Below are 24,528 nucleotides of genomic sequence, written 5' to 3'. Positions count from 1 at the left end.
TGGTCGCGAGTCGCCTTCCGCGATCCGACATGCACCAACGAGTGAACGCATCTGCACCGCGTGGGAAACCAGACGGTGCAGATGCGTTCACTCGGCTGTGGCGGCGTGAGAGCGCCGTGCAGAAAACGGACGGGTGCGGACGGGCGAACCCTCAGAGGCCGCCGAGGGCGCGCTGCACGCGGCTCAGCGAGATGTTCTCCTGCAGCATGACACCCGAGCTGGTGCTCTGCTCGAGGTTGTAGCCCATGCGGCCCTGGCTGAGCAGACCGATCAGGTGCGGCTCGGATGCGCTCCACATGATCCACGTGGGCAGGCCCGCCGCGTTCTTGCCGAGGAACGTGATCTCGATGTCGCGGTTTCCGATGCGCTGCACACTCGGCATGAGGCGATCTGTCGAGAGGGCGACGCTGCCGTGTCCCGCTTGCTGCATCTCACTCATAGCTCGATCCTAGCGAACACGCGCGCGAGAGTGTATAGGGCGCGCGGCACTCCCCCGCGACGGCCCGCCGAGAACGGATCAGTCCTTGTACTCGAGCTCGATGTCCGCGACGTCCTGATCCTCGAGGTTGACGACGATGTTGTCGGGGTTGCGGGTGGTGAGCCAGATGAGCTCCTTCGAGCGGCTCACATTGCCTTCGATGTGCGGCACGAACGGCGGCACGTACACGAAGTCGCCCTCCTCGAAGTAGATGACCTCGGTGTAGCGCTCGCCGAACCGGATGTATCCGCTGCCCTGCAGCACGTACCCGCCGGTCTCCGCCTCGCCGTGGTGATGCGGATCGGAGTGCTCACCGACTCCCGTGTGCACGCGCCCGAACCACAGGTCAACGACGTCGGTGTTCTCGACGGAGACGCCCGAGTAGCGCTTCGCTTTCGACGTCTGGCCCGGAGCGAGCGGCAACTCGTCCTTGCGCTGGATGCTGATGCTCTTGAACGGGCGGCCGAGGGGGTCGAGTGCGTCGGTCATGGTGGTGTCCTTTCGATGGCCGCTCCGCGATGGATCGCGCGCCGTCGCTGCGTCGCGGAGGGATGATCCCGAATCTACGCAGCACCCGAGGACCCCGGAAATAATTCCGCGGAGCGGGATCAATACGCGAGCAGCACCTCGATGCGTGCGGCCGCCGCCCGCACCTGCTGCAGCAATCCCTCCTCGCGCGAGTTGAGCGTCACTCCCCGCTCAGGCCCGCCCATCCGCGACAGCGGCGCCGCGACCGTCAGACTGCTGATGACCTCGCCGCTCGGGCGTCGTACTGGCACCGCCAACGCATACATGTCCGCCTCGGACTCCCCGAGATTCCGCGCGAACCCGAGATCCCGCGCCGCATCGAGCTCGCGCTCGAGCTCCGTGACCTCGGTGATCGAGTCGGCGGTGATGGCGGGCAGCGGCGCAGACAGGTACACCTCGGTGAGTCGCTCGGGATCCAGAGCCGCGAGCAGGATCTTGCCCCCGGCCGCCGTGTGCGCCGGGGGCCCCTGGCCCACGCGGCTCGTGACGCTGACGGGCCGCCCGGACTCGACGGACGCCGCGAACAGGCAGCGTCCGCCGCGCAGCACCGTGAGGTGGATCGTCTCCCCCGTCGTCTCCTGCAGTTCGCGCATCACGTCCTCGCTCACGGCCACGCAGTGCTCGAGCGCCGAGACCGTCGACGAGAAGAGCATCGCGGATCCGAGTTCGTACCGTTTGCCGTTGCGCTCCTGGCGCACGAATCGCTGCTGCCGGAGCGTGGTGACGAGACGGTGCGCCGTCGAGGATCCGACCCCCACCTCGCGGGCGATGTCGGAGAGGCGCTGCGGTCCGTGGGCGCGCAGCAGGTGCAGGATCTCGAGCGCCTTCGCCACCGAGTGCAGCGTGCCGTCGCGGGCAGCTCCGTCGCGGAGTGCGCCGCTCATCGGCGCAGCGTCTCGGCCGGGGACTCGCCGAACCGCCGCCGGTACTCCGTCGAGAAGCGGCCCAGGTGCGCGAATCCGGCCTGCGTCGCGATGCTCGTGACCGTCTCGCGGTGAGGATCAGCCGCGGCGAGCAGTGCCCGCGCGCGGCGCAGCTGGGCGTCGCGCAGCATGGCGGTCGGCGTGGTGCCCCGCGTCGCCCGCACGTGGCTCTGCAGCGTGCGCAGCGGCACCCCGAGTTCGGTCGCGATGTCGAGCACACTCGAGCCCTCGGTCGCGGCGGCGTCGATGGCCTCTTCGAACCGCCGGACGAGAGCGTCGCCGCGCGGGATCGAGGTCGCCTCCGCATTCGACCACGCCCCGAGCGAGCGGCTCACCGAGTTGTCAGCCGCGTTCAGCAGCCGCGCGAGCAGGAGATCGGCGCTGAGCTTGCGCGCGAAGGCGCCGTCCGTCGTCGCGCGCTCCAGCACGTCGTGATGCTCCACGAGGGCGCGCAGGAAGTCCGCGCCCGCGGGAGCCCCGAGCTGCAGGTGCAGGCCGAGCTGCAGTCGATCCGCATCCACCTGGTACACCGCCCGCGCCATCTCGCGGAGCCGATCCTTCGCCACGTACACGATCAGGGTCGGCACGCCGGCCCCCAGCGCATGACGAACTCGCGATCGATGGGCGGCACGGTCGCGACCTGCGGCGACGAGTCCACCACCGCGTTGCCGACGTGCATCGTCGCGCGGCCGCTGAGCGGAATCTGCACCAGGTGGAAGTCCTCGAGCCCGCGGTCGACCGCGATCCTCACAGCGCGACCATAATCGAGCAGTTCGATCCCGACGCCGCCGTCGTGCACGGAGCGCAGCTGCATCCGCACCTCGCTGCGCTCGATCGGGGCGAGCGCGTGCTCGCAGAACAGCGCGGAGATGGTCTCGTGGGCCTCATCGACCGTCTCGGCGCGGAGGGTCGGTCGCGAGCTCAGCAACTCGTCGGCACGGGGAAGCTCGGCCCAGGCTCTCGGCGCCATCGCTCCCCCTTCCGCGACCTCCATCGGTGCATTGCGCAAAACGGATAAGGTCGGCGCGAGGTGGATAGTCGCGCGATCCCGAGTCGGTTTTGCTTGAGGGTAAGCATAGCGACCCGCCCGGAGCACCGGCAGTGGGCGCCAGTTCGATGAAGAACAGGAGAAGCTGCATGCCCGCACTCACCGACCGGGTCGCCATCGTGACCGGAGGCGCGACGAAGATCGGCCGCGGGGTGGTCGACGTCCTCCGGGGCGAAGGCGCCGTCGTGGTCGTCGCCGACATCGACGCCGACGGACTCGCCGCACTCGATCCCGGGATCGACGCCCAGCGCTGCGACATCGCCGACGACGCACAGCTCGCGTCGCTCGTCTCGGGCGCGGTCGCACGCCACGGCCGACTCGACATCGTCGTGAATCTCGCGGCGACCTATCTCGACGAGGGCGCCGACACCTCGCGCGCCGACTGGCTGACCGCCCTCGACATCAATCTCGTGAGCGGGGCCCGGCTCGTCGCCGAGGCGCGGCCGCACCTGGCGGCGAGCGGGCACGGTGCGGTCGTCAACTTCACGTCCATCTCCTCCTCGGTCGCCCAGACCGGGCGCTGGGTCTACCCCGTCAGCAAGGCCGCGATCGCCCAGCTCACGAAGCTCCAGGCGCTCGACTACGCGCCGGACGGCATCCGTGTGAACTCGGTCAGCCCCGGCTGGACCTGGTCGAACGTCATCGAGTCGGTCTCCGGCGGCGACCTCGCGCACGCGGACCGTGTCGCCGCCGACTTCCACATGCTCGGCCGCCTGGGACGCCCGGAGGAGGTCGGCCGGGTGGTCGCGTTCCTCGCCTCCGACGCCGCCAGCTTCGTCACCGGCGCGGACTACGCCGTGGACGGCGGATACTCGGCGCTCGGTCCGGAGCAGCGCGATCCCGCGATCCCGCTCCTCGCACCGCCCGAGTAACCCGCCGCGATCCGCATCCCGCTGCGGCCCGCGCCCAACCCCGACCCCGGACCGCACGCCGCCGCAGCGCGGCGATCCCGTACCCCTACGTCCCGCACCACTTCGAAAGGCTCACCCCATGTCCCAGCGTCACATCACCATCGTCGGAGCCGGCCAGTCCGGCATCCAGCTCGGCCTCGGCCTCCTCATGCACGGCTACCACGTGCGGCTGATCTCGGATCGCACCCCCGAGGAGATTCGCGCCGGCCGCGTGGCCTCGAGCCAGTGCATGTTCTCCAAGGCCCTCGAGTACGAGCGCGCCGTGGGGGTCGATCTCTGGCCCGACGCACCGCCGGTCGAGGGGATCGGCTTCACCGTGCCGCACCCGGAGCAGCCGGGCGAGAAGCTCTTCAGCTGGGCGGGCCGCCTCGATCAGCCCGCGTACGCGATCGACCAGCGCATCAAGTTCCCGGCGCTCATCGAGACGTTCCAGCAGAACGGCGGCGAGGTCGTCTTCGAGGAGGCCGACATCGCGGCCCTCGAGCGCTACTCGCTCGAATCGGAGCTCGTGATCGTCGCCGCGGGCAAGGGCGAGATCGCGCGGGCCTTCGAGCGCGACGCGGATCGCAGCACCTACGCCGAGCCGCAGCGTGCGCTCGCCCTCACCTACGTGCACGGCTTCGAACCCAGCCCCGATTTCTCCCGGGTGGCCTTCAATCTGATCCCCGGCGTCGGCGAGTTCTTCGTCTTCCCGGCCGCGACCATCAGCGGCGACTGCCACATCTTCGTCTTCGAGGGTGTGCCCGGCGGTCCGCTCGATCGCTGGCAGGGCCTCACGCCCGAGCAGCATCTCGACGCCTCGCTCGACTTCCTGCGCACGTACCTGCCGTGGGAGGCCGAGCGCGCGACCGATGTGAGCCTCACCGACGACCTGGGGGTGCTGCAGGGCCGCTTCGCCCCGACCGTGCGCCACCCGATCATGGAGCTTCCCTCCGGCCGTACAGTGCTCGGCATGGCCGATGTGGTCGTGCTCAACGACCCGATCACCGGGCAGGGGTCGAACAACGCATCCAAGTGCGCGCAGAGCTACCTCGACACGATCCTCGACCACGAGAACCTCCCCTACGACCGTGCCTTCCAGCAGAACGCCTTCGAGCGGTACTGGGCGCGCATCAAGCCGGTCGCCGACTGGACGAACGCGCTGCTGCAGCCGCCGCCGCCGCACGTGCTGCAGGTGCTCGGCGCGGCGTCCCAGTACCCCGAGATCGCGCACCGCTTCGCGAACGGCTTCAACGACCCGGTCGATTTCGGCGACTACTTCCTCGATCCCGCCGGCAGCGAGCGCTACCTGGCGGAGGTCGCCGGTCGCGCGGCGGCCTGAGCGGCACACCAGAACAGGAGAGCGAACATGTCCATCATCACTCAGACGTCAACGTCCTCGGCCGTGGAGGGATCCGCCATGAGTACCAGTGTCGATGCCGCAGATTTCGACCCGCGGGATCTGCGCTCCGCGTTCAGCCAGTTCGCCACGGGGGTGACCGTCGTCACGACCGTCACCCCGGAGGGCGAGCGTATCGGGGTGACGGCGAACTCCTTCACCTCCCTCTCGATGGACCCGCCCCTCGTGCTGTGGTGCCCCGGCCGGCACCTGCGCAGCCTGCCGGCGTTCGAGACGGCCACGCACTTCGCCATCAACGTGCTCGCGAGCGACCAGCACCAGCTGTCGCGGCAATTCGCGGCGGGGGCGACGGACAAGTTCGAGGGGGTGCCGCTGCGCGAGGGTGTGGCCGGGATCCCGGTGCTCGAGGGCACCCTCGCCACGTTCGAGTGCGAGACGACGGCACGCCACGAGGCCGGCGACCACGTCATCTACATCGGGCAGATCGTGCGGTACGCGCACGCGGCTGCGGCACCGCTCGTCTTCCACGGCGGCAGCTATCATGGCACCACAACGCACAGCTCGGAGGGCTCATGACAACGGTTGTCATCGGGAGTGGTATCAACGGGATGGTCGCGGCGGCTGAGCTCGCCCGCGCCGGGATCGACACGGTACTCATCGAGCGCGCGGAGCGGATCGGCGGCTTCATCGCCGCGGATCCCGAGCGCACGCTCCCCGGGTTCCGGCACGACACCTACTCCTCGTGGCATCCGCTCTTCGTCTCCAGTGCGGCGTTCGCCGAGCTCGGCGATGAGCTCGCGGCGCGCGGCCTGAGCTACTCGAACAGCGACGACGCCGTCACGGCGAGCACGGCCGACGTGCAGGGCGAGCGGCGCACGACGATCGCGTACCGCGACCCGGCGCGCACGGCCGAGGGTTTCGGGCTCGCGAGCGACCGCGACGCGTACCTCGGCATGCTCGACGAGTTCGGGCCGCGCGCACCGTTCATCTTCGGGGCGCTCGGCGCGGAGCTCGGCTCGAACCGCGTCGCCGGCACGCTCGGGTGGAAGGCACTGCGCGCGCTCAAGGCGGCCGGTCTTGAGTCGTTGGCCCGCGATTCGCTGACGAGCGCGCGCAGCTACCTCCGACGGAAGTTCACCGGGTGGGAGGTCGACGCACTCTGGACCCCGTGGGGCCTGCACTCGGGCCTCGGCCCGGATCACGCCACCGGCGGCATGATGATCCCGGTGTTCGCGGCCGCCATGCACCAGTTCGGCCTGCCCGTCGTCACGGGCGGCGCCGGGGAATTCCTCGTCGCGTTCGAGCGGCTGCTGCGTGACTCGGGTGTCGAGATCCGCACGGGCGAGGAGGCCGAGGAGATCCTCGTCTCCGGCGGCAAGGCCACCGGGGTGCGCACGTCGTCGGGCACGATCGCCGCCGACACCGTGCTCGCCAGCGTGTCCCCCGGCGCGCTGTACGGGTCGCTGCTCCGCTCGTCGCCCGAGGTCGCGAGCCAGCGACGGAGCGCCGAGCACTACCGTCCGGGCCGCGCAGCGATGCAGCTCCACTTCGCGCTGGATCGCCCACTGCAGTGGGAGGATCCCGCGCTCGCCTCGGTACCGCTGATCCACCTGAGCGACGGATCCGGGAGCACCGGAATCGCGTGCGCCCAGGCGGAGGCGGGGCTCCTGCCGTCGCGGCCCACCGTGGTGGTCGGACAGCAGAGTCTGCTCGATCCGAGTCGGGCGCCCCAGGGCCAGGCGACGCTCTGGCTCCAGCTGCAGGAGGTGCCGTTCGCGCCCGTCGGCGACGCGTCCGAAACGATCGACACGCGCGGCGGCTGGGAGAGCGGCGACCTGCGGCAGCGCTACGTGGACCGCGTGATCGACCGCCTCGAGGCGTTCGCGCCGGGCACTCGCGAGTCGATCCTCGCGACCGACATCATCGCGCCGACGGACCTGCTCGCAGAGAACCCGAACGCGATCTCCGGGGACCCGTACGCGGGCTCCGCGGAACTCGATCAGAACCTCCGCTGGCGCCCGTTCCCGGGCGCGGCGGGGCACCGGACCGCGGTGGGGGGTGTCTGGCACATCGGCGCCGCGACGCACCCGGGGCCGGGGCTCGGTGCGGGATCCGGGCACCTGGTCGCGCAGCGCATCATCACCGGCAAGACCCGGTAACAGCGAAACGGGTGTGGTGCTGATCCAGCGGCCAGCACCACACCCATCACGGCGTCCAGCTAGCTCGCCGGGATCACCGCCGTCACCTCGATCTCGATGAGCAGCCCCGCGATCGCAAGACCGGAAATGCCGACGATCGTCTGAGATGGATGCTCGCTGCTCCCCTGCACCTCCTCGATCGCGGCCGTGATCACCTCGTACTCCGTGGGGTGCACCGTGTAGATCGTGCGGCGCACGACGTCGCCCCACTCCGCACCCGCCGCGCGGAGGGCGATTCCGACATTCCGCATCGCCGCCCGGGTCTGCTCCGCCAGGTCCCCCGGACCGATCACCTGGAAATCACGCGAGAGGGCGATCTGCCCGGAAACATAGACGGTGGTACCCGGAGGCGCGATCGTGAGGTGGCTGAACCCGGGCGCAGGATGGATCTCCGGCGGGTTGATGACCGTGCGCGACATGGCGGCCCCTATGCGTCGATCAGCGCGTAGATGCGCGACGGGCTGCCACCGCCGCCGACGATCGGCAGCGGCGCGACGATGATCACGGCGCCGGTCGCCGGCAACTCGCCGAGGTTCTGCAGCGAGGTGATGCCGTACTTGTCGTTGCCGAGCAGGTGGTAGTGGGCGGCGAACGGCGGATCGAGCTCCGCCCCGCGCCCCGCGTCGATCCCCACGGTCTCCACGCCGACACCCGAGATCTTCGTCTCCTCCGCCAGCCACTTCGCGGTCTCCGCGGTCATACCGGGCGTGTGCGATCCGGTCTCGTCGGTGTTCAGGAACGCCTCGCGGTCGCTCGCGAAACGATCCCACCCGGTGCGGAAGAGCACCCACCCGTTCTCGGGCAGCGCGCCGTGGTCGGCCTCCCAGGCCCGGATGTCCTCGACCGTCACCAGGTAGTCGGGGTTCTCCGCCACCTGCGCGGTGAAGTCGAGCACCACGGCGGGACCGACGAGGCGGGCGGGCGGGATACTGGCGACATCGAGACCGTCCTTGCCGCTGATCCAGTGCACGGGGGCGTCGAGGTGCGTGCCGATGTGCTCGCCGGTGTGGATGTTGTGGTGCATCCAGAGCGGCCCAGGGTCGTTGAAGCGGCTGACCTCCTCCAGGCTGAAGTCGATGAGGTTCGCGAAGGGGTCGGGCAGCCGCAGCGTCGGCGTCTCGGACGACAGCGGATTGGTCAGGTCGACGATGCGGACCGTGCCCGATGCGAGGGCGGTTGCGATGTCCAGAGTGGTACTCATGTTGGGTTCTCCTCGTTGAGATGGATGCGCCCGGGGTGCCGCGTGGTGCGCACCCCGGTCTGGTGCTGGGTCATGCGATTACGCCACCGGGATCGTACTCCCCTCGATCCATCGGGTGTGAGTGGGATCCGCAGTCTCGTTTCCGACGAGGAGCTCGAGACGGGGCCGGATCGCGTCCGTGCGGGCGGTGGGAGGCTTCCGCCGCCCGGCGCGGTACTGATCGATCCAGCCGACCGCATCCCCACGATAGTCCTGGTCCGCGGCCGCGTGCAGCATCCAGTGCGGGTCGTAGAGGTGGCTCCGGCCGATCGCCACGAGGTCGCAGCGGCCGGCGAGCAGGAGCGAGTTCACGTCATCGTAGGAGGAGATCGCCCCGACCGCGATCACCGCGACGTCGGCTTTCGCCGCGACCCGGTTCCGGATCTTGTCGGCGAACGGCGTTTGGTAGCTCCGGCCGTACTGCGGGCGCTCCTCCTTCGCAACCTGTCCGGAGGAGACGTCGATGCCGTCGGCCCCGTGCGCGATGAACGCCGCGGCGATCTCGACCGCGTCGTCGTCAGTGATGCCGCCCGGGATCCAGTCGGTGGCCGAGAGACGCACGAGGAGCGGCTTGCCCTCGGGCCACGCCGCACGCACCGCATCGAACACCTCGAGCGGGTAGCGCAGACGATTCTCGAGCGAGCCCCCGTACGCGTCGTCGCGCCGGTTCGAGATGGGCGAGATGAAGGAGGAGAGCAGGTAGCCGTGCGCGGCGTGGAGCTCGAGCAGATCGAAGCCGGCCTCGGCCGCCCGACGCGTCGCGTCGACATAGTCGGCGGTGATGCGGTCGAGGTCGGCGCGGGTCGCCTCTCGCGGCGTCAAGCTGCCGGGCCCATACGGGATCGCGGAGGGCCCGATGACCTCCCAGCCCCCCGTCTCGACCGGCTCGTCGATCCCCTCCCACATCACCTTCGTCGATCCCTTGCGACCAGAGTGCCCAAGCTGGGCGCCGATCTTCGCGGTGGTCGTCGTGTGCACGAAGTCCACGATCCGCGCCCACGCCTCCCGCTGCTCATCCGTGTAGAGCCCCGCGTCCGCGGGCGAGATCCGGCCGTCCGCGGAGGGCGCGATCATCTCGGTCATCACGAGCCCGGCCCCGCCGATGGCCCGGCTGCCGAGGTGCACCAGGTGGTAGTCGCCGACGATCCCGTTCTCCGCAGAGTACTGATCCATCGGCGAGACGATGACGCGGTTCTTCAGCTCGAGCGTCCCGATCCGGTACGGCTGGAACATCGCGGGCACGTCCGGTCCGCCGACGCGGTCGGCGAAGTCCTTCTGCACGATCTCGGCGAAGCCCGGATCCCGGAGCCCGAGGTTCTCGAAGGTGATGCGGCGCGAGCGCGTGAGCAGGTTGAAGGCGAACTGCAGCGGCTCCTGTTCCGCGTATTGGCCGATGTTCTCGAACCACTCGAGCGAGGCCTGCGCGGCGCGCTGCAGCGACAGCACGACCGGACGGCGCTCGGCCTCGTAGGCCTCCAGCACCGCCGAGAGATCGTCGGGCTGCTCGTGCAGGTTGGCGGCGAGCGCCAGCGCGTCTTCGAGCGCCAGCTTCGTGCCCGAGCCGATCGAGAAGTGCGCCGTGTGGGCCGCGTCGCCGAGCAGCACGACGTTCTCGTGGCTCCACTTCTCGTTGCGCACCGTGTTGAACGTGATCCACTTCGAGTTGTTCGTGAGCAGCGTCGCGTCGCCGAGCTCCTCGGCGAAGATCTCGGCGAGCTTCGCGACCGAGGCGTCATCGCTGACCCCGGGCGGGAAGCTCGTGCTCTCGCTCGCGTCGAAACCCGCGCCGCGCCACACGTCCTCGTGCATCTCGACGAGGAACGTGCTCTCGGTGGCCGAGTAGGGGTAGGCGTGCACCTGGATGATGCCCCAGGGTGTGTGCTTGACGTGGAAGGTGAAGGCCTCGATCGCGCGGTCCAGCCCGAGCCAGATGAACTTCGACTTCCGCGGGTCGAGCGACGGCTGGAACGACTCGGCGTAGTGCGGACGGATCTTGGAGTTGATGCCGTCACACGCGATCACCAGATCGTAGTCGCGCGCGAGTTCCTCCACGTCGGGAGCCTCGGTGCGGAAGTGGATCGTGACGCCGAGCTCCTGCGCGCGATGCTGCAGGAGCAGGAGGAGCTCCTTGCGGCTCCCCGCGGCGAAGCCCTGGCCGCCGATCGTGATGCGCTCGCCCTTGAAGTGCACGTCGATGTCGGTCCACTTCGCGAAGCGCGCTTCCATCGCGGCGGCGAACTCGGGGTCGGCGTTCTCGATGCCGCCGACGGTCTCATCGCTGAACACCACCCCGAACCCGAAGGTGTCGTCGTGGGCGTTGCGCTCCCACACGGTGATGTCGTGCGTCGGATCGAGCTTCTTGGCGAGCACCGAGAAGTAGAGGCCCGAAGGCCCTCCCCCGATGACGGCGATCTTCTTTCCCATGCGCGATTCCTTTCTGCTGGGAAGGGGTGTGGTCGACGCTCCGTCGTTGGAGGCCGGTGATGCTGAGGTGGTTCGGGATCCGGGCGCGGTGCCACCGCGCCCGATCAGGTCTGGCGGATCATGCCCTCCTGCATGACGGTGGCGACAAGTCGGCCGTCGGCGGTGAAGAATCGGCCGGAGTTCAGCGCGCGCCCGCTCTGCACACCCGCGCTCTCCTGCGCGTAAAGCAGCCACTCGTCGGCTCGCGCCGGCCGATGGAACCACATGCTGTGGTCGAGGCTGGCCGTGACGAGCCCGGGTGAGGACCAGTTCAGCCCGAGGGCGCGGAGCGAGGGCTCGAGGATCGTGTAGTCGCAGAGATAGGCGAGCGCGATCTGCTGCGTGCGTGCGTCGTCGGGGAGCGCCTCGAAGGCGCGCACCCAGACGTGCTGTTCGGCTGCGGACCCCGCATCGCCGGCCGTGGAGCCGCCGTAGAGCGGCGCGGGATCGTGCCGCATGTCGAAGCTGCGACCCCGCGCCCAGTAATCGCCCGCGGCGGTCGAGTCGGCACCCGCGCGCGCCAGCACCTCGGCGGCGCTCGGCAGCGCGTCCGGCGACGCCCCCTCGGGCATGCTCGGCGAGAATTCGCGACCCGCCTCGGGCACCTGGAAGGAGGCGGTGGTCAGAAAGACGACTTTGCCGCTCTGATACCCGCGCACGTGCCGGGTGGAGTAGCCGCGACCGTCGCGGAGCAGCTCCACCTCGTAGCGCACCGGCTGCCCGCACTCGACGGGCCGCAGGAACGAGCTGTGGAGCGAGTGCAGCTCGCGGTCGTCGCCGATGGTCGCGATCGCGGCCGCAGCCGCCTGCGCCACGGAGTCGCCGCCGTACGCCTTCGGCCACGGCACGTACTGCGGGGTGACCGTGAACGCCCGGTCGAAGACCTGCGCCTCCGCCTCTTCGAGGCGGATCGCGGCGAGGAAACGCTGCGCGTCGGCCTGGTTGGTCGTGCGGATCGTGTCGTCCATGTCCTACTCCTGCGAGTCCGGGGCGTCGTGCCCGCTCGGCGCCGAGAGGCGCATCCGATTGCGGAGCGTCCCGATGCCCTCGATCGTGGTGGTCAGCACCTCGCCGTCCCGCAGCCAGCGCTGGGGGCTCATGCCGAGCCCGACGCCGCCGGGGGTGCCCGTGAGTACGAGGTCGCCCGGGGCGAGCGACGCGAACTGCGAGACGTAGGCGAGCAGGTCCGCGGCGTCGAAGACGAGCTCGCGCGTGTTGCTCGTCTGCACCGTCACGCCGTCGATCTCGGCGTGGATCGCGAGACCCTCCGTCGGCGAGACCTCATCGGCCGTCACGACGACCGGGCCCAGCGGGGTCGTGCGGTCCCAGGCCTTGCCCTGGAACCACTGCAGGGTCCGCTGCTGCCAGTCCCGGCACGAGACGTCGTTCGCCACGGTGTACCCCAGGATTGCGTCCTCGGCCTCGGATCGTGTGGCACGGTGCAGCGGGGCGCCCACGACCACCGCGAGCTCGGCCTCCCAGTCCACCTTCTCGGCCCCTCGATCGCGATCTCCGCCTCGGGGCCTGTGAGGGTGTCGGCGAACTTCGCGAACAGCGTGGGGAACTCCGGGATGTCGCGGCCGGTCTCCACAATGTGATCGTGGTAGTTCAGTCCGCAGCAGACGATCTTCGCCGGCCGGAGGATCGGCGCCGCGAGCTCGGCGCCATCGACCGGCGTGCGCTCGCCGCCGTCGCGCGCCGCCGCGATCCGATCCCGCCAGTCAGGCTCGGCGATCAGCGCACCGACGTCGGTGGCCTCCAGCAGGATCCAGGTGTCGCCGTCGCGCACGGCGGCCCGGGTGCCGGAGCCGGTCGTGGCGAGTGTCCCCAAGTGCATCGTTGCTCCCGTAGGTCGGTGGCGGAGCAGGGGTTCGGAGCGGTGACCGAAACTGCCTCGCGCGAAATCACCATTAGTATGTCAGAATATTCACGAACGTCACAAGTACGTGATGAAAGTTCCGGTTCTTGAAGCCTTCGCGATCCCGACCCCTGACGCACCCCACCCCCACTCAGCCCCAAGGAGACCCCGTTGTCCGCACAGATCATCAACCCCCCGCAGCTCTGCAAGCCCATCGGCTTCGCGCACGGCGTCAAGGCGGGGCCGTTCGTCTACCTCGGGGGCCAGACCGCCCTGAACGCCGACTACCAGATTGTCCCCGGCGGCATCGTCGAGCAGTTCGTGCAGGCGTTCGGCAACGTTCTCGCCACTCTCGAGCACGCGGGCGGCAGCCCCAGCGACCTGATCGACGTCACGATCTACCTCACGGACGTCGACGACTACCAGCGCCACGGCCGCGAGATCGGCAAGAAGTGGCGGGAGATGGCCGGGAGTGAGTACCCGGCGATGGCGGGCATCGGCGTCACGAAGCTGTGGCAGCCCGAGGCCCTGATCGAAATCCAAGGCGTCGCCTACCTCGGCGACTGACAGAAGGAGCGCCCACCATGCACACCAACACCGATGCAGTGAAGACCGTCCTCGGGGAGCTCGACGAGCGACTCGGGATCGAGTTCGTGCGGGTCAACGCCGACCACGCGATCGCGACGATGCCCGTTGCGGGGAACCGGCAGATCACCGGTTCGATGCACGGCGGGGCCTACTGCACACTCGCAGAAACACTGGCGTCTCTGGCGGCCTGCGAGCACGCGGGCAACGGCCGCACGGCCGTGGGGCTCGACATCAGCGCGACGCACACCGGCCGCGCCGCCGAGGGCCGCGTCACGGCGACCTGCCGCGCGATCCACCTCGGCCGCACCGTCGCGGTCTACGCCGTTGAGATCGACGACGCCCTGGGCCACCGGGTGTCGACCGCGCGGGTCACGACCGTCCTCCGCGACAGCTAGGCCCGACCCACCGCGCCCTCTCGCCCCCGCGCCCCGCGCCCCGGTCCCGAACGCCTCCTTCCACGCCGAACGCCTCCCAAGTGAGCGCGCAGATCGAAGGCTCTCGGTAAGAAGGGAGGGGTTCGAGCAAGATGACCGCGGGAGCGGGGTGCGAGCAGGTGCCGGGGGGGGGGCGAGCGGGTACGGGGGGGGGTACGGCGGCGGCCGTGCGGCCGTGCGCCGCCGCACCCCCGCACTACACGTTCCACATATCGGCGTACGGGTGGGAGCAGATCTCGAAGACGTTGCCCCACGGATCCTCGCAGTACACGATCTGGAAGCCGCGCGACTCGTCGAGCGTGACCACCTCCGAGCGCTGCGTGCCGCCCGAGGCGCTCACCTCCGCCGCGAACTCGGCGACGTTCGGCGCGGTGACGGCGAAGTGGTTGACCCCGCTGCGCCAGAATTGGAAGACCTCGTCCGGCCGCTCGTACGCGGGCGCATCGAACTGGAAGACCTCGAAGCCGTTGCCGTCGGGCGACGCCATGTGCGCGAACCGGAAGCGACGGAAGCCGCGGCCGTAGATCCCCGTGGCGGCGATGCCGAGGGGTGAATCATCCTCGAGCACCTCGAGCGGCCCCGCCAGCAGGGTGTAGCCGAAGACGTCGCGGTACCAGTCCACGGCGTCTTCGAGCTTGGGCACCGTGATGCCGACGTGGGAGAATGTGGGCCTGCTATTCATCGTCTCTCCTGTTTCTGAGCACACACCGTTGGGCTCTGCACAAAACTGTCACGATTCTGTGATGATCGCAACAGAGACGTTGCATTCCTCCCGCGAGAACCGAGTAGAACAGGTCGACCATGAGCTCGAACACCTCCCGCACCCTCCTCGTGACGCTGCTCGGCGCCTTCGCCCGCCGCACCGGGGACTGGATGCCCATCAAGGGAATCGTCGCACTGCTCGAGGAGCTCGGGATCGACGAGTCGAGCACCCGCACGGGCGTCTCCCGCTTGAAGAAGCGGCACTGGCTCGTACCGGAGAAGCAGGACGGCAAGAGCGGCTACCGCCTCACCGACCTCGCGAAGGCGTCGCTCGCCTCGGGTGATGAGGTGATCTGGCACGCCCGCCAGCCCGCCAAGCTCGAGGACGGCTGGTGCATCGCCACCTTCTCCGTCCCCGAGCAGCAGCGCGCGAAGCGGCACCTCCTCCGCTCCCGGCTCGCGCTGCTCGGCTTCGGCAATGTCGGGCAAGGGGTCTGGATCGCGCCGGCGCGCATGGCGGCCGACGCCCTGGAGCTCATCGACAGCCTCGAGCTCACGAACAACACGAACATCCTCGTCGGGCGGCACGCGGGTGGCCAGGATCTCACCCGCATGGCCCGGGAGAGCTGGGATCTCGACGCCATCGAGAGCGGATACCGCGAGTTCATCGCGCGCCACCAGTCGGGCTTCCAGTCCCTCATCCGGAGCCATCGCGACGGCATCGCCCCCCGCGAGGCGTTTGTGCACTATCTCCGCGCGCTCGACGATTGGCGCGTGCTCCCGATGCGGGATCCGGGACTCCCCCGTGAACTGCTCCGGAGCGATTGGCCCGGGGATCCCGCCACCCGCCTCATCGAAGAGGTCGTGACACAGCTCGAGCAGCCCGCCTTCGCGTACGTCCAGGAAGTGGTCGCGCTCGAGAAACGATGACGATCGGGTGACGCGCAGATCACAAGAGCAAACATTCTATTGACGCGCGTAACCGATTTGGGATAGAACTTGTGATGTCACTGTCGACGTCCGAGCATTCATGCCACCCCAAGACCCCTCTGTTCCGGCACGAACCTCTCTGCGATCGTCACTGACGCGTCAGAGCATGTTCACCCCGGCGGACCCTTCGCAGCAGCGGAGCCGCTCCGTCACCACAGAGAGGCATCAGCCCATGCGGAAGTCCATCCTCGTCCCACTCGTGGCACTCGCCGCGGGATCTCTCGCACTCACCGGCTGCGTGTCATCGGCCGCCCCCTCCGACGCCGGCGGCAGCGGCGACGACAGCGGGACCGTGCTGATCGGGGCCGTCATGGCCGAGACCGGTTTCATGTCCCCCTTCGACATCCCGGCGCTCAACGCCATGAAGATCAAGATCGATGAGCTGAACGAGAATGGCGGCATCGACGGCAAGCAGGTCGAGCTCTCCGTCATCGACACCGGCTCGGACTTCGAGAAGTACGCTCCGGCGGCGCAGAGCCTGATCGACGACGGCGCGAAGGTGCTCATGGTCACCTGCGACTACGACACCGCTGTGCCCGCCTCCCAGGTGGCCGAGCAGAACAACGTGCTGAATATCGCCCCCTGCGTGGGCGACACCATCTACGGCCCGGAGGGCGGCCTGAACATCGGGTTCTCCCTCGGCAACGCCGTGCCCGGTGAGGCCAGCGTGATGGCCGAGTTCGCCGCTGACCAGGGCTGGACCAAGGCCGTCTTCCTGAAGGACGACTCGATCAAGTACACCCAGAACCAATGCGAGACCGCCGCGAAGCGGTTCACCGAGCTCGGCGGCACGGAGATCGCCACCTACTCCTTCGTGCAGGGCGACAGCGTCAAGGAAACCGTTTCGAAGATCACGAGCGGCGAAGCCCCCGACGTCATCTTCAACTGCAGCTACGGCGAGGGCGGGGGCAAGGCGGCGAAGGAGCTCCGCGATGGCGGGCTCGCAACGCCGGTCGTCTCCGGCTTCGGCATGGACGGCACATTCTGGCTGGGCGCGATCCCGGGTCTCACCGACTACTACATCGTCACGTACCCCTCGGTGTGGGGCGATGACAGCGACGAGAAGGTCAACGAGGCGTCCGCGAAGTACGAGGAGGTCTACGGGCAGCGTCCCGAGAACGGCAGCATGACGACGGGCAACGCGGCGATCGAGGCCGTCAAGCTGGCGGTCGAGGAGTCGGGTTCGTGGGACGGCGACACGCTCGCCGAGGCATTCACCGGGTTCTCCGATGTGCCGCTGCTCGTCGGCCCGACCTCGTTCTCATCGGACCTGCACGTGAACGTCGAGCGGCCCCAGCGAGTGCTCGAGGTCAAGGACGGCGCGCTCGCGTGGCTCGAGACGCGGGCACCCGAGCAGGTCCTCCGCTAACCGGAGCATCCGCGCATGCAGCAGACCACCACTCCCCCCGCAGGCCACGACGGCCTGCGGGGGGACACCCTCTCCCGCTCCTACAGCGGGGTCCAGGCACTGACGGACGTGTCGATCGAGATCCCGAAGGGCCGGGTCACCGGCCTCATCGGGGCGAACGGCGCCGGCAAGTCGACACTCGTCAACATCCTCACGGGGTACGACCTGCCCGACAGCGGGCGCGTGTCGGCCGACGGCGACGACATCACCCGGGTGCGCCCGGAGCGCCGGGCCCGCCGCGGCATCGCCCGCACGTTCCAGCACGGGCACCTCTTCCGTCGCAGCACCGTGCTCGAGAACGTCGAGATCACCGCGCTCGCCTGCGGCGGGAGCCGGCGGGCCGCGCGGCGGCTCGCCCTGGAGCTCCTCGACGAGCTGCAGCTCTCCGAGTGGATGCTGCACGACGCCGACGGGCTGCCGCACGGCGTCGAGCGGCGCCTCGGCGTCGCCCGCGCGCTGGCGACCCGGCCGAGCTACGTCCTCATGGACGAGCCCGCGGCGGGTCTCAACGACGGTGAGGCCGAGCATCTGCGCACCACCATGCGCACAGTCGCCGACCAGGGCGTGGGGGTGCTCCTCATCGACCACAACATGCCGCTCATCTTCTCGAGCTGCGACACGATCTTCGTGCTCGGCGCCGGCAAGAACGTGCTCGACGGCACTCCGGACGAGGTCCGGCGCGACGAGCGCCTCGCCAGCAGCTACCTGGGCAGCGCGGCGCAGCAGATCGCAGAGGGAGGGCTCGCATGAGCGACGCACGCACCACGGCCCCGCTCTTGGCGGTCGAGGATCTCACCGTCGCGTACCGCGGTGTCCCCGCGGTCAGCGGCGTGAGCTTCACCGTCGCCGAGGGTGAGCTCGTCGGGATCATCGGCCCGAACGGCGCCGGGAAGTCCTCCATGATGCACGCGCTCGTCGGCGCGGTCCGCGCGAACGCGCAGTCGCTCACCTTCGCCGGTGCGAACCTGCTGGGGGTCTCGACGGAGCGCATCGCCCGCTCCGGGGTCGCACTCGTGCAGGAGGGCCACAACGTGTTCGGCCGGCTCACCGTGCGGGAGAATCTCCGGCTCGGCTCGACCGCCCGCGCATCGTCGGCCGGACTCGCGGAGGACCTGGAGTGGGTGTACACCCTGTTCCCGATCCTGCAGGAGTTCGCCGAGCGCCAGGCCGGCCTCCTCTCTGGCGGGCAGCAGCAGCAGCTCGCGATCGGCCGCGCGCTGCTCGCCGCGCCGCGCCTCCTCGCGCTCGACGAACCGTCGCTCGGGCTCTCCCCCACGGCGGTCGACACCGTGTTCGCGTCGATCGAGAGCATCCGGGCCCGCGGCACGGCCGTGCTGCTCGTCGAGCAGCGCGCGCAGCAGACCGTCGCCGCCGCGGACCGCACCCACGTGCTCAGCGAGGGCCGCATCACCATGACGCTGAGCCCCGCCGACGCCCAGGATTCCGCCCTTCTCATGAAAGCGTACTTAGGCTCGTGACCTTCCTCCAAGCACTCATCGACGCGACCTCCGCCGGTGCCGTCTACGCGCTCGCCGCGCTCGGCATCGGCCTGGTCTTCGGCGTCATGCGCCTCGCGAACTTCGCGAACGGCGAGCTCATCACCGGGGCGGGGTACGCTCTGATCCTGCTCTGGCCCGTCTCGTGGCCGCTCGCCATCGTCGCCTCGATCGTCGTCGCCGTGGCACTCGCACTGTTCATGGACGCGGCGGTCTTCCGCTGGATCCGCTCCCAGCCCCCGGCGACGCTGCTGATCGCGAGCTTCGGAGTGAGCATCCTGTTGCAGCGCGTCTACGATGGCGTCTTCGGCACGAACGTGCTGTCGGCGGCGGTCGCCCCGGCCCTCGCCTCCTCCGTCACGATCGGCGGATTGCGCGTCAACCTGATCTCGGTCGTGTCCATCGTGCTCGGCGCAGTCCTCCTGGTCGGCATGCACGTCTTCCTCACCCGCACCCGCATGGGGCTGCAGGTGCGGGCGGCGTCCGAGGACTTCCGGGCCGCGCGGGTGCTCGGGATCCGGGCCGGCAGTGTCATCGCGCTCACCTTCGCGCTGAGCGGCATCCTCGCCGCCGCGATCGCCTTTGTGCTCACCGCCCAGTCGGGGTCCGTCGGGCCGACGTTCGGCGTGCAGGTCACCCTGTTCGCGCTCATCGGATCCGCGATCGGCGGACTCGGGCGCCTCGGCGGCAGCGTCTTCGGCGGGTTCATCGTCGGCTTCGCCGTCTCCATGTTCACGACCTGGCTCCCCGACTGGATCAACGACTTCCGCATCGCGTTCGTCTACCTCCTCGTCGCCGTCGTCCTCGTCATCGCCCCGAACGGCCTCTTCGCCGGGCGGCACTCCAAGGAGCGCACATGACCACCTCCCCCGCACCCCGGCGTCGGTTCACCGGGATCACGATCCCGGAACCGCTGGCCCGCCTGTGGACCCTCGCCGTTCCGCTCCTCGTCGTGTGGGTCGTCTCCCTGGCGACCAGCTTCGTGTCGCAGACCGCAGCGATCGACCTGGGCTACGCCCTCGCGAACCTCATCATCGTGGTCGCCATGTGGACCTTCATCGGCAACAGCGGCGTGCTGTCCTTCGGCCACATCGCGTTCGTCGCGGTCGGCGCCTGGACGCTGTCGCTGCTGACGATTCCCCCGAACATCAAGTCCGCGATCATGCCCGACCTGTTCCCGTTCCTCGCCCAGGCGAGCGCGAGCCCGTTCGTGGCCCTGCTCATCGCGGCGCTGGTTGCGGGCCTCGTCGCCCTGCTCAGCGGGCTCGCCCTGATGCGCCTGAACGGCCTGGAGGCGGGGATCGCGACGTTCGCGCTGCTGATGCTCGTCGTGCAGATCCTCACCTACTGGAAGCAGATCGGCCCGAAGGCCGGTCAGTCGATGACCGGGCTGCCGCGCAGCTTCGATCTGCAGTCGATCCTGTTCATCGCACTCGCCGTGATCGCCCTCGCCTGGCTGTACGGCCAGAGCCGAAGCGCGCGTATGCTCCGGGCCTCGCGCGACAACGTGCAGGCGGCCCCGGCCTCCGGGATCCGCGTCACCCTGCACCGCCTGATCGCCTTCACCGTTTCGGGTGCGCTCGCCGGGATCGGCGGTGCCGTCTGGGTGCAGCTCAACGGGGTCGCGCAGGCCTCGCAGTTCTCGCTCGACTTCACCTTCACCACGATCGCAATGCTCGTCGTCGGCGGCATGCTGTCGATGTGGGGAGCGGTCGTGGGCGCCCTCGCGATCTCGGCGCTGAGCCACGTGCTCGGGCTGTTCGAGAAGGGGCTGCAGCTCGGCGACGTCGTCGTGTCGCTGCCCTCGGGGAGCCGGCTCATCACCCTCGGCGCGATCATGGTGATCATCCTGATCTTCAGGCCGTCCGGGATCACGGGGGTCGAGAGGCGACCTGGCCGTTCAAGCCCCGCATCACTCCGGTGAGCGGTAGCTGACGACCGCCGAACTGCGTACCCTCGTACGCAGACGCACCCGAGTGTTTCACTCAGGTTTCTAACATTTGCGTGACGCTCGTGGGTTCTTTGATATATTTGAGGGACGACCCTCGGGTCCGAGTCAACGGTGACATGGAAAGGCTGGATCATGGCAGAGCGTTCATTCGTCAATGAGGTGAAACTCCTGCGTTCGGGAGCCGGCACGCCGCTGCACGTCGAGGGGATCCTCGCGGTCACGAAAGCCCTGCTCGAATCGGGTGTCGCCTACGTCGGCGGGTACCAGGGAGCGCCGATCTCCCACCTCATGGATGTGCTCGGCGACGCGCACGACATCCTCGACGAGCTCGACGTCTACTTCGAGAATTCGGCCTCCGAAGCCACGGCCGCGGCCATGCTCGCGGCATCGGTGCACTATCCGCTCCGCGGCGCGGTGACGTTCAAGTCCACCGTCGGGCTGAACGTGGCGTCGGACGCGCTCGCGAACCTCGCGAGCGGCGGGGTCATGGGCGGGGCGCTCGTGATCCTGGGCGAGGACTACGGCGAGGGATCCAGCATCATGCAGGAGCGCTCGCATGCGTTCGCCATGAAGTCGCAGATGTGGCTGCTGGATCCGCGCCCGAACATCTCCGCCATCGTCGACTCCGTGAAGCACGGCTTCGCCCTCTCCGAGGCGAGCAACACCCCCGTCATGCTCGATCTCCGGCTCCGCTCCTGCCACCTCCAGGGATCCTTCATCGCCGAGGACAACGTGCGACCCCCGATGACCGTCACCGACGCCGTCGAGCACCCCCAGCGCGACCTCAGCCGCATCGTGCTGCCGCCTGCCAGCTTCTTGCACGAGCAGGAGAAGATCAACGCGCGCTGGCCCGCGGCGGTCGAGTACATCCGCACCCACGGCATGAACGAGTTCTTCGACGGCGCCGAGGGGGTCGACGACATCGGCATCATCGTGCAGGGCGGGCTCTACAACACCCTGAATCGCTCTCTCGAACTGCTCGGCTGCTCCGACGCCTTCGGTAACACCCAGGTGCCGATGTACGTGATGAACGTCACCTACCCGGTCGTCGACGAGGAGGTCCTCGAGTTCTGCGCGGGCAAGAAGGCCGTGCTGCTGCTCGAAGAGGGACAGCCCGACTACATCGAGCAGAACCTGCACTCGATCCTGCGCAAGGCCGGTGTGACCACCGCGCTGCACGGCAAGGACCTGCTGCCCATGGGCGGCGAGTACACGACTCAGGTGGTGACCAAGGGCCTCACCGAGTTCCTCGAGGCGCACCGCCCGGAGCTCATGGCGTCGCGCCCCGCGCTCCTCCTTCCGCCGGAGAACCCGGCGAGCCCGTTCGCACCGCGCGTGGACGCCGCGCAGGTGCAGGCACGCCCACCGGGGCTCTGCACCGGCTGCCCGGAGCGCCCGATCTTCAGCGCGATGAAACTCGCCGAGAAGGAGGTCGGGCAGGAGCACCACGTCAGCATGGACATCGGCTGCCACCTGTTCGGGATCAACGAGCCGTTCAACCTCGGCGGCACCACGATGGGCTACGGCCTCGGATCCGCCGGCGCCGCCGCGCTGAACGCCCGCGACGCCGACCGCTCGACGGTCGCGGTCATGGGTGACGGCGGCTTCTGGCACAACGGGCTCACCAGTGGCGTCGGCAACGCGGTCTTCAACAAGAACGACCAGGTGCTCGTCGTCGTCGACAACGCCTACGCCGCCGCCACCGGCGGGCAGGACGTGCTCTCCTCGTACGGCGGATCCGCGCCGGCCTCCCGCTCGACCCAGCACCCGATCGAACGCGCGGTGCGCGGCGTCGGGGTGAAGTGGGCCAAGACGATGTCGCACACCTACGACGTGGGCAAGCTCAAGAAGATCTTCGTCGAGGCGTTCACCACGAAGGAGGACGGCCCGAAGGTCATCATCGCCCAGAGCGAGTGCCAGCTCAACGCGCAACGGCGCGAGAAGCCGAAGACCCAGCAGGCCATCAAGGCCGGCAAGCGGGTCGTGCGCCAGCGCTTCGGCGTGGACGCGGAGACCTGCACGGGCGACCACGCCTGTATCCGCATCTCGGGCTGCCCCTCGCTCACGCTCAAGGACAACCCCGATCCGATGCGCACCGATCCGGTCGCGACCGTCATCGACAGCTGCGTCGGCTGCGGCGTCTGCGGTGCGAACGCGCACGCCGCCTCCCTCTGCCCGTCGTTCTATCGCACCGACGTCGTGATCAACCCGAGCTGGATCGACAAGACGCTCGGCGCCGTCCGCTCGGGCTGGATGTCGATGCTCTCCGGCCCGATCGAGCGTCGCGCGAGCAAGTACGAGGTGGCCGCGTGAACACCTGGATGACCGGCCGCCGGCCCATCACCATCGCCATCCTCGCGATGGGCGGCGAGGGCGGCGGTGTGCTCGCCGACTGGATCGTCTCGCTCGGCGAGGACGCGGGATACGTGACGCAGAGCACCTCGGTGGCCGGTGTCGCGCAGCGCACCGGAGCGACCGTCTACTACGTCGAGCTCTTCCCGCGCGCCGATACCGCGGCACCCGGCAGCCCGCGCGCCGAACCGATCCTGAGCCTCTTCCCCACCCCGGGCGAGGTCGACGTCGTGATCGCCTCCGAACTCATGGAGGCGGGTCGCGCGCTCCAGCGCGGCTTCTGCACGCCGGATCGCACCACCCTCATCGCGTCGACGAACCGCGTCTACGCGGTGACGGAGAAGATCGCGCTCGGCGACGGGCGCGTCGACGTCGAGAGCCTCGTGAACTCGGCGCGCGCCGGGTCGAAGCGCCTCGTTGCCACCGACTTCAACGCGCTCGCCCTGCAGGCGGGGAGCGTGATTTCGTCCTCGCTCTTCGGTGCTCTCGCGGGCTCCGGGGTGCTCCCGATCCCGCGCGAGCAGTTCGAGGAATCGCTGAAGCGTTCAGGCAAGGCCGTCGAGCGCTCGCTCAAGGCGTTCGGGCTCGGCTTCGAGGCCGCCCAGCGCGCCGCGGAGGAGGAGGCTGAGATCGCCGCGGCCCCGAAGCGGCCCTCGGGACTCGGCCCCGTGCGGGTCACGATCGGGCGCCGTCCGCCGCGGGATCCCGAGGCCGAGGCCGCCGAGATCGAGGCGAAGCGGCACCACGACCTCGCGATCTCCGATCCGCGTCAGCTCGTCGGCCCGAAGATCGCGGACCGCATGGATCGTGTCGCCGACTTCCCGGAGGCGGCTCGCTCGATGGTGGTGCACGGCTGCGTGCGCACCGCGCTCTACCAGGATCCCCGCTACACCGACCTGTTCCTGGACCGGGCCTCGCGAGTGATCCCGTTCGACGCGGGTCGCCCGGACGGCGACGCCACGCTCTCCATCGAGGTCGCCCGCCACACGGCGCTCTGGATGGCGTACCAGGACACGATCCACGTCGCCCTGCAGAAGCTGCGCAAGCGCCGCATGGAGGGCGTGCGGACCGAGGCCAAGGCCTCCGCCGGACAGCTGACGCAGGTCCGGGAGTTCCTGCACCCCCAGCTCGACGAGATCACGGATACCCTCCCCACGGCGCTCGGGCGTGCGCTATCGCGCTCGAAGCTGTTCGCGAAGCTCGTGAGCGCCGTCACCCGCGACGGCATGGTCGTGAACACCACCTCGGTGTTCGGCTTCAGCTCGCTCTGGTTCATGGCCTCCATGCGCCCGATCCGGCCCCGCTCGCTGCGCTACGGCCGCGAGCAGGCCGCGATCGACGCGTGGCTCGACCTCATCGTCGACGTCGCCGCCACCGACTACGACCTGGCGTGCGAGATCACCACGTGCGCCCGAGTATTGAAGGGCTACGGCCAGACGCACGCGCACGGGTCCGAGAGCTTCGGGATCCTGCTCGGCACCGTGCCGAGCCTGCTCGGCCGGCCCGATGCAGCGGCGACGCTCGCGCGCCTCACGAAGGCCGCGATGGCGGACGAGGACGGGGTCGCGCTCGCGCGGGCCGTCGCCGCACTGCCGGTGGCGGCGTAGCAGGGTCGGCGGTG

Annotated in this window: 24 protein-coding genes and 1 pseudogene; 14 read left to right on the top strand and 11 right to left on the bottom strand. The window is 69.4% G+C overall.

From position 1 onward, the window contains the following. Positions 1-151: 151 nt before the first annotated feature. The 5 genes from MUN76_RS13590 to MUN76_RS13570 all read right to left on the bottom strand — a co-directional run bounded on the left by MUN76_RS13590 (position 152) and on the right by MUN76_RS13570 (position 2,899). Positions 152-439: a hypothetical protein gene (locus MUN76_RS13590; protein WP_244685397.1), complete on the bottom strand. Its 288-nt coding sequence runs from the start codon at positions 437-439 to the stop codon at positions 152-154. A 78-nt stretch (positions 440-517) separates the two neighbouring features. Beyond that, positions 518-967: a cupin domain-containing protein gene (locus tag MUN76_RS13585; protein ID WP_244685395.1), complete on the bottom strand. Its 450-nt coding sequence runs from the start codon at positions 965-967 to the stop codon at positions 518-520. A 119-nt stretch (positions 968-1,086) separates the two neighbouring features. Further along, the gene (locus MUN76_RS13580) at positions 1,087-1,890 is read right to left on the bottom strand and encodes an IclR family transcriptional regulator (RefSeq protein ID WP_244685393.1); all 804 of its coding nucleotides are present in this window, start codon (positions 1,888-1,890) and stop codon (positions 1,087-1,089) included. Further along, positions 1,887-2,516 (bottom strand): helix-turn-helix domain-containing protein, encoded by a 630-nt coding sequence (locus tag MUN76_RS13575; RefSeq protein WP_244685391.1) that lies wholly within the window; start codon positions 2,514-2,516, stop codon positions 1,887-1,889. The genes MUN76_RS13580 and MUN76_RS13575 overlap by 4 nt, the downstream gene beginning before the upstream one ends. Then, the gene (locus MUN76_RS13570) at positions 2,504-2,899 is read right to left on the bottom strand and encodes a cupin domain-containing protein (protein WP_244685389.1); all 396 of its coding nucleotides are present in this window, start codon (positions 2,897-2,899) and stop codon (positions 2,504-2,506) included. Before MUN76_RS13570 ends, MUN76_RS13575 begins: the two co-directional genes overlap by 13 nt. Before the next feature lie 167 nt (positions 2,900-3,066). Here MUN76_RS13570 and MUN76_RS13565 point away from each other — a divergent pair, with 167 nt between their 5' ends. From MUN76_RS13565 to MUN76_RS13550, 4 genes are all read left to right on the top strand, one after another. After that, entirely contained in the window at positions 3,067-3,849 is a 783-nt protein-coding gene (locus MUN76_RS13565) for an SDR family oxidoreductase (protein ID WP_244685387.1), read from the top strand. Positions 3,850-3,967: 118 nt separating this feature from the next. Beyond that, positions 3,968-5,209: a styrene monooxygenase/indole monooxygenase family protein gene (locus tag MUN76_RS13560; protein WP_244685385.1), complete on the top strand. Its 1,242-nt coding sequence runs from the start codon at positions 3,968-3,970 to the stop codon at positions 5,207-5,209. Positions 5,210-5,287: 78 nt separating this feature from the next. Then, on the top strand, positions 5,288-5,803 hold the full coding sequence (locus tag MUN76_RS13555) for a flavin reductase family protein (protein ID WP_244685384.1): 516 nt from the start codon (positions 5,288-5,290) through the stop codon (positions 5,801-5,803). Further along, complete coding sequence (locus MUN76_RS13550) at positions 5,800-7,386, top strand: phytoene desaturase family protein (RefSeq protein ID WP_244685382.1); 1,587 nt, start codon at positions 5,800-5,802, stop codon at positions 7,384-7,386. The genes MUN76_RS13555 and MUN76_RS13550 overlap by 4 nt, the downstream gene beginning before the upstream one ends. A 59-nt stretch (positions 7,387-7,445) precedes the next feature. Here the strand turns inward: MUN76_RS13550 and MUN76_RS13545 are convergent, their stop codons facing one another. From MUN76_RS13545 to MUN76_RS13525, 5 genes and pseudogenes are all read right to left on the bottom strand, one after another. After that, positions 7,446-7,844 (bottom strand): RidA family protein, encoded by a 399-nt coding sequence (locus MUN76_RS13545; protein WP_244685380.1) that lies wholly within the window; start codon positions 7,842-7,844, stop codon positions 7,446-7,448. An 8-nt stretch (positions 7,845-7,852) separates the two neighbouring features. After that, positions 7,853-8,626, bottom strand: a complete 774-nt coding sequence (locus MUN76_RS13540; protein WP_244685378.1) for a cyclase family protein — start codon at positions 8,624-8,626, stop codon at positions 7,853-7,855. 78 nt (positions 8,627-8,704) lie between these two features. Beyond that, a complete protein-coding gene (locus MUN76_RS13535) occupies positions 8,705-11,089 on the bottom strand; it encodes a bifunctional salicylyl-CoA 5-hydroxylase/oxidoreductase (RefSeq protein WP_244685377.1) in 2,385 nt (794 codons plus the stop codon). A 104-nt stretch (positions 11,090-11,193) separates the two neighbouring features. Further along, entirely contained in the window at positions 11,194-12,096 is a 903-nt protein-coding gene (locus tag MUN76_RS13530; protein ID WP_244685375.1) for an acyl-CoA thioesterase, read from the bottom strand. Between the two features lie 3 nt (positions 12,097-12,099). Beyond that, positions 12,100-12,965: pseudogene (locus MUN76_RS13525) on the bottom strand (fumarylacetoacetate hydrolase family protein). A 192-nt stretch (positions 12,966-13,157) separates the two neighbouring features. On the opposite strand from MUN76_RS13525, the gene MUN76_RS13520 reads away from it, so the two are divergent. Both MUN76_RS13520 and MUN76_RS13515 read left to right on the top strand, forming a co-directional pair. After that, on the top strand, positions 13,158-13,553 hold the full coding sequence (locus tag MUN76_RS13520; RefSeq protein WP_244685373.1) for a RidA family protein: 396 nt from the start codon (positions 13,158-13,160) through the stop codon (positions 13,551-13,553). A 17-nt stretch (positions 13,554-13,570) separates the two neighbouring features. Next, complete coding sequence (locus MUN76_RS13515) at positions 13,571-13,969, top strand: PaaI family thioesterase (RefSeq protein ID WP_244685371.1); 399 nt, start codon at positions 13,571-13,573, stop codon at positions 13,967-13,969. A gap of 235 nt (positions 13,970-14,204) precedes the next feature. Here MUN76_RS13515 and MUN76_RS13510 read toward each other — a convergent pair whose 3' ends face one another. Beyond that, positions 14,205-14,690 (bottom strand): VOC family protein, encoded by a 486-nt coding sequence (locus MUN76_RS13510; protein WP_244685369.1) that lies wholly within the window; start codon positions 14,688-14,690, stop codon positions 14,205-14,207. 119 nt (positions 14,691-14,809) lie between these two features. On the opposite strand from MUN76_RS13510, the gene MUN76_RS13505 reads away from it, so the two are divergent. From MUN76_RS13505 to MUN76_RS13470, 8 genes are all read left to right on the top strand, one after another. After that, on the top strand, positions 14,810-15,640 hold the full coding sequence (locus tag MUN76_RS13505; RefSeq protein WP_244685367.1) for a PaaX family transcriptional regulator: 831 nt from the start codon (positions 14,810-14,812) through the stop codon (positions 15,638-15,640). A gap of 232 nt (positions 15,641-15,872) precedes the next feature. Beyond that, complete coding sequence (locus tag MUN76_RS13500; RefSeq protein ID WP_244685365.1) at positions 15,873-17,069, top strand: ABC transporter substrate-binding protein; 1,197 nt, start codon at positions 15,873-15,875, stop codon at positions 17,067-17,069. Between the two features lie 15 nt (positions 17,070-17,084). Further along, on the top strand, positions 17,085-17,858 hold the full coding sequence (locus MUN76_RS13495) for an ABC transporter ATP-binding protein (RefSeq protein ID WP_244685363.1): 774 nt from the start codon (positions 17,085-17,087) through the stop codon (positions 17,856-17,858). Continuing rightward, positions 17,855-18,586 carry an ABC transporter ATP-binding protein gene (locus MUN76_RS13490; RefSeq protein ID WP_244685361.1) on the top strand — a complete coding sequence of 244 codons (732 nt, stop codon included), beginning with the start codon at positions 17,855-17,857 and terminating at the stop codon, positions 18,584-18,586. Before MUN76_RS13495 ends, MUN76_RS13490 begins: the two co-directional genes overlap by 4 nt. After that, on the top strand, positions 18,583-19,464 hold the full coding sequence (locus tag MUN76_RS13485; RefSeq protein ID WP_244685359.1) for a branched-chain amino acid ABC transporter permease: 882 nt from the start codon (positions 18,583-18,585) through the stop codon (positions 19,462-19,464). Before MUN76_RS13490 ends, MUN76_RS13485 begins: the two co-directional genes overlap by 4 nt. Beyond that, complete coding sequence (locus tag MUN76_RS13480) at positions 19,461-20,528, top strand: branched-chain amino acid ABC transporter permease (RefSeq protein ID WP_244685357.1); 1,068 nt, start codon at positions 19,461-19,463, stop codon at positions 20,526-20,528. Before MUN76_RS13485 ends, MUN76_RS13480 begins: the two co-directional genes overlap by 4 nt. Positions 20,529-20,687: 159 nt before the next feature. After that, positions 20,688-22,868: a thiamine pyrophosphate-dependent enzyme gene (locus MUN76_RS13475; protein WP_244685355.1), complete on the top strand. Its 2,181-nt coding sequence runs from the start codon at positions 20,688-20,690 to the stop codon at positions 22,866-22,868. Further along, positions 22,865-24,514, top strand: coding sequence for an indolepyruvate oxidoreductase subunit beta family protein (locus MUN76_RS13470; RefSeq protein ID WP_244685353.1), 1,650 nt, complete (start codon positions 22,865-22,867; stop codon positions 24,512-24,514). The genes MUN76_RS13475 and MUN76_RS13470 overlap by 4 nt, the downstream gene beginning before the upstream one ends. Positions 24,515-24,528 lie beyond the last annotated feature (14 nt).

It is taken from the genome of Leucobacter rhizosphaerae, assembly GCF_022919175.1.
Classification (GTDB): Bacteria; Actinomycetota; Actinomycetes; order Actinomycetales; family Microbacteriaceae; genus Leucobacter; species Leucobacter rhizosphaerae.
This window is presented reverse-complemented; position numbering and strand designations above follow the sequence as displayed.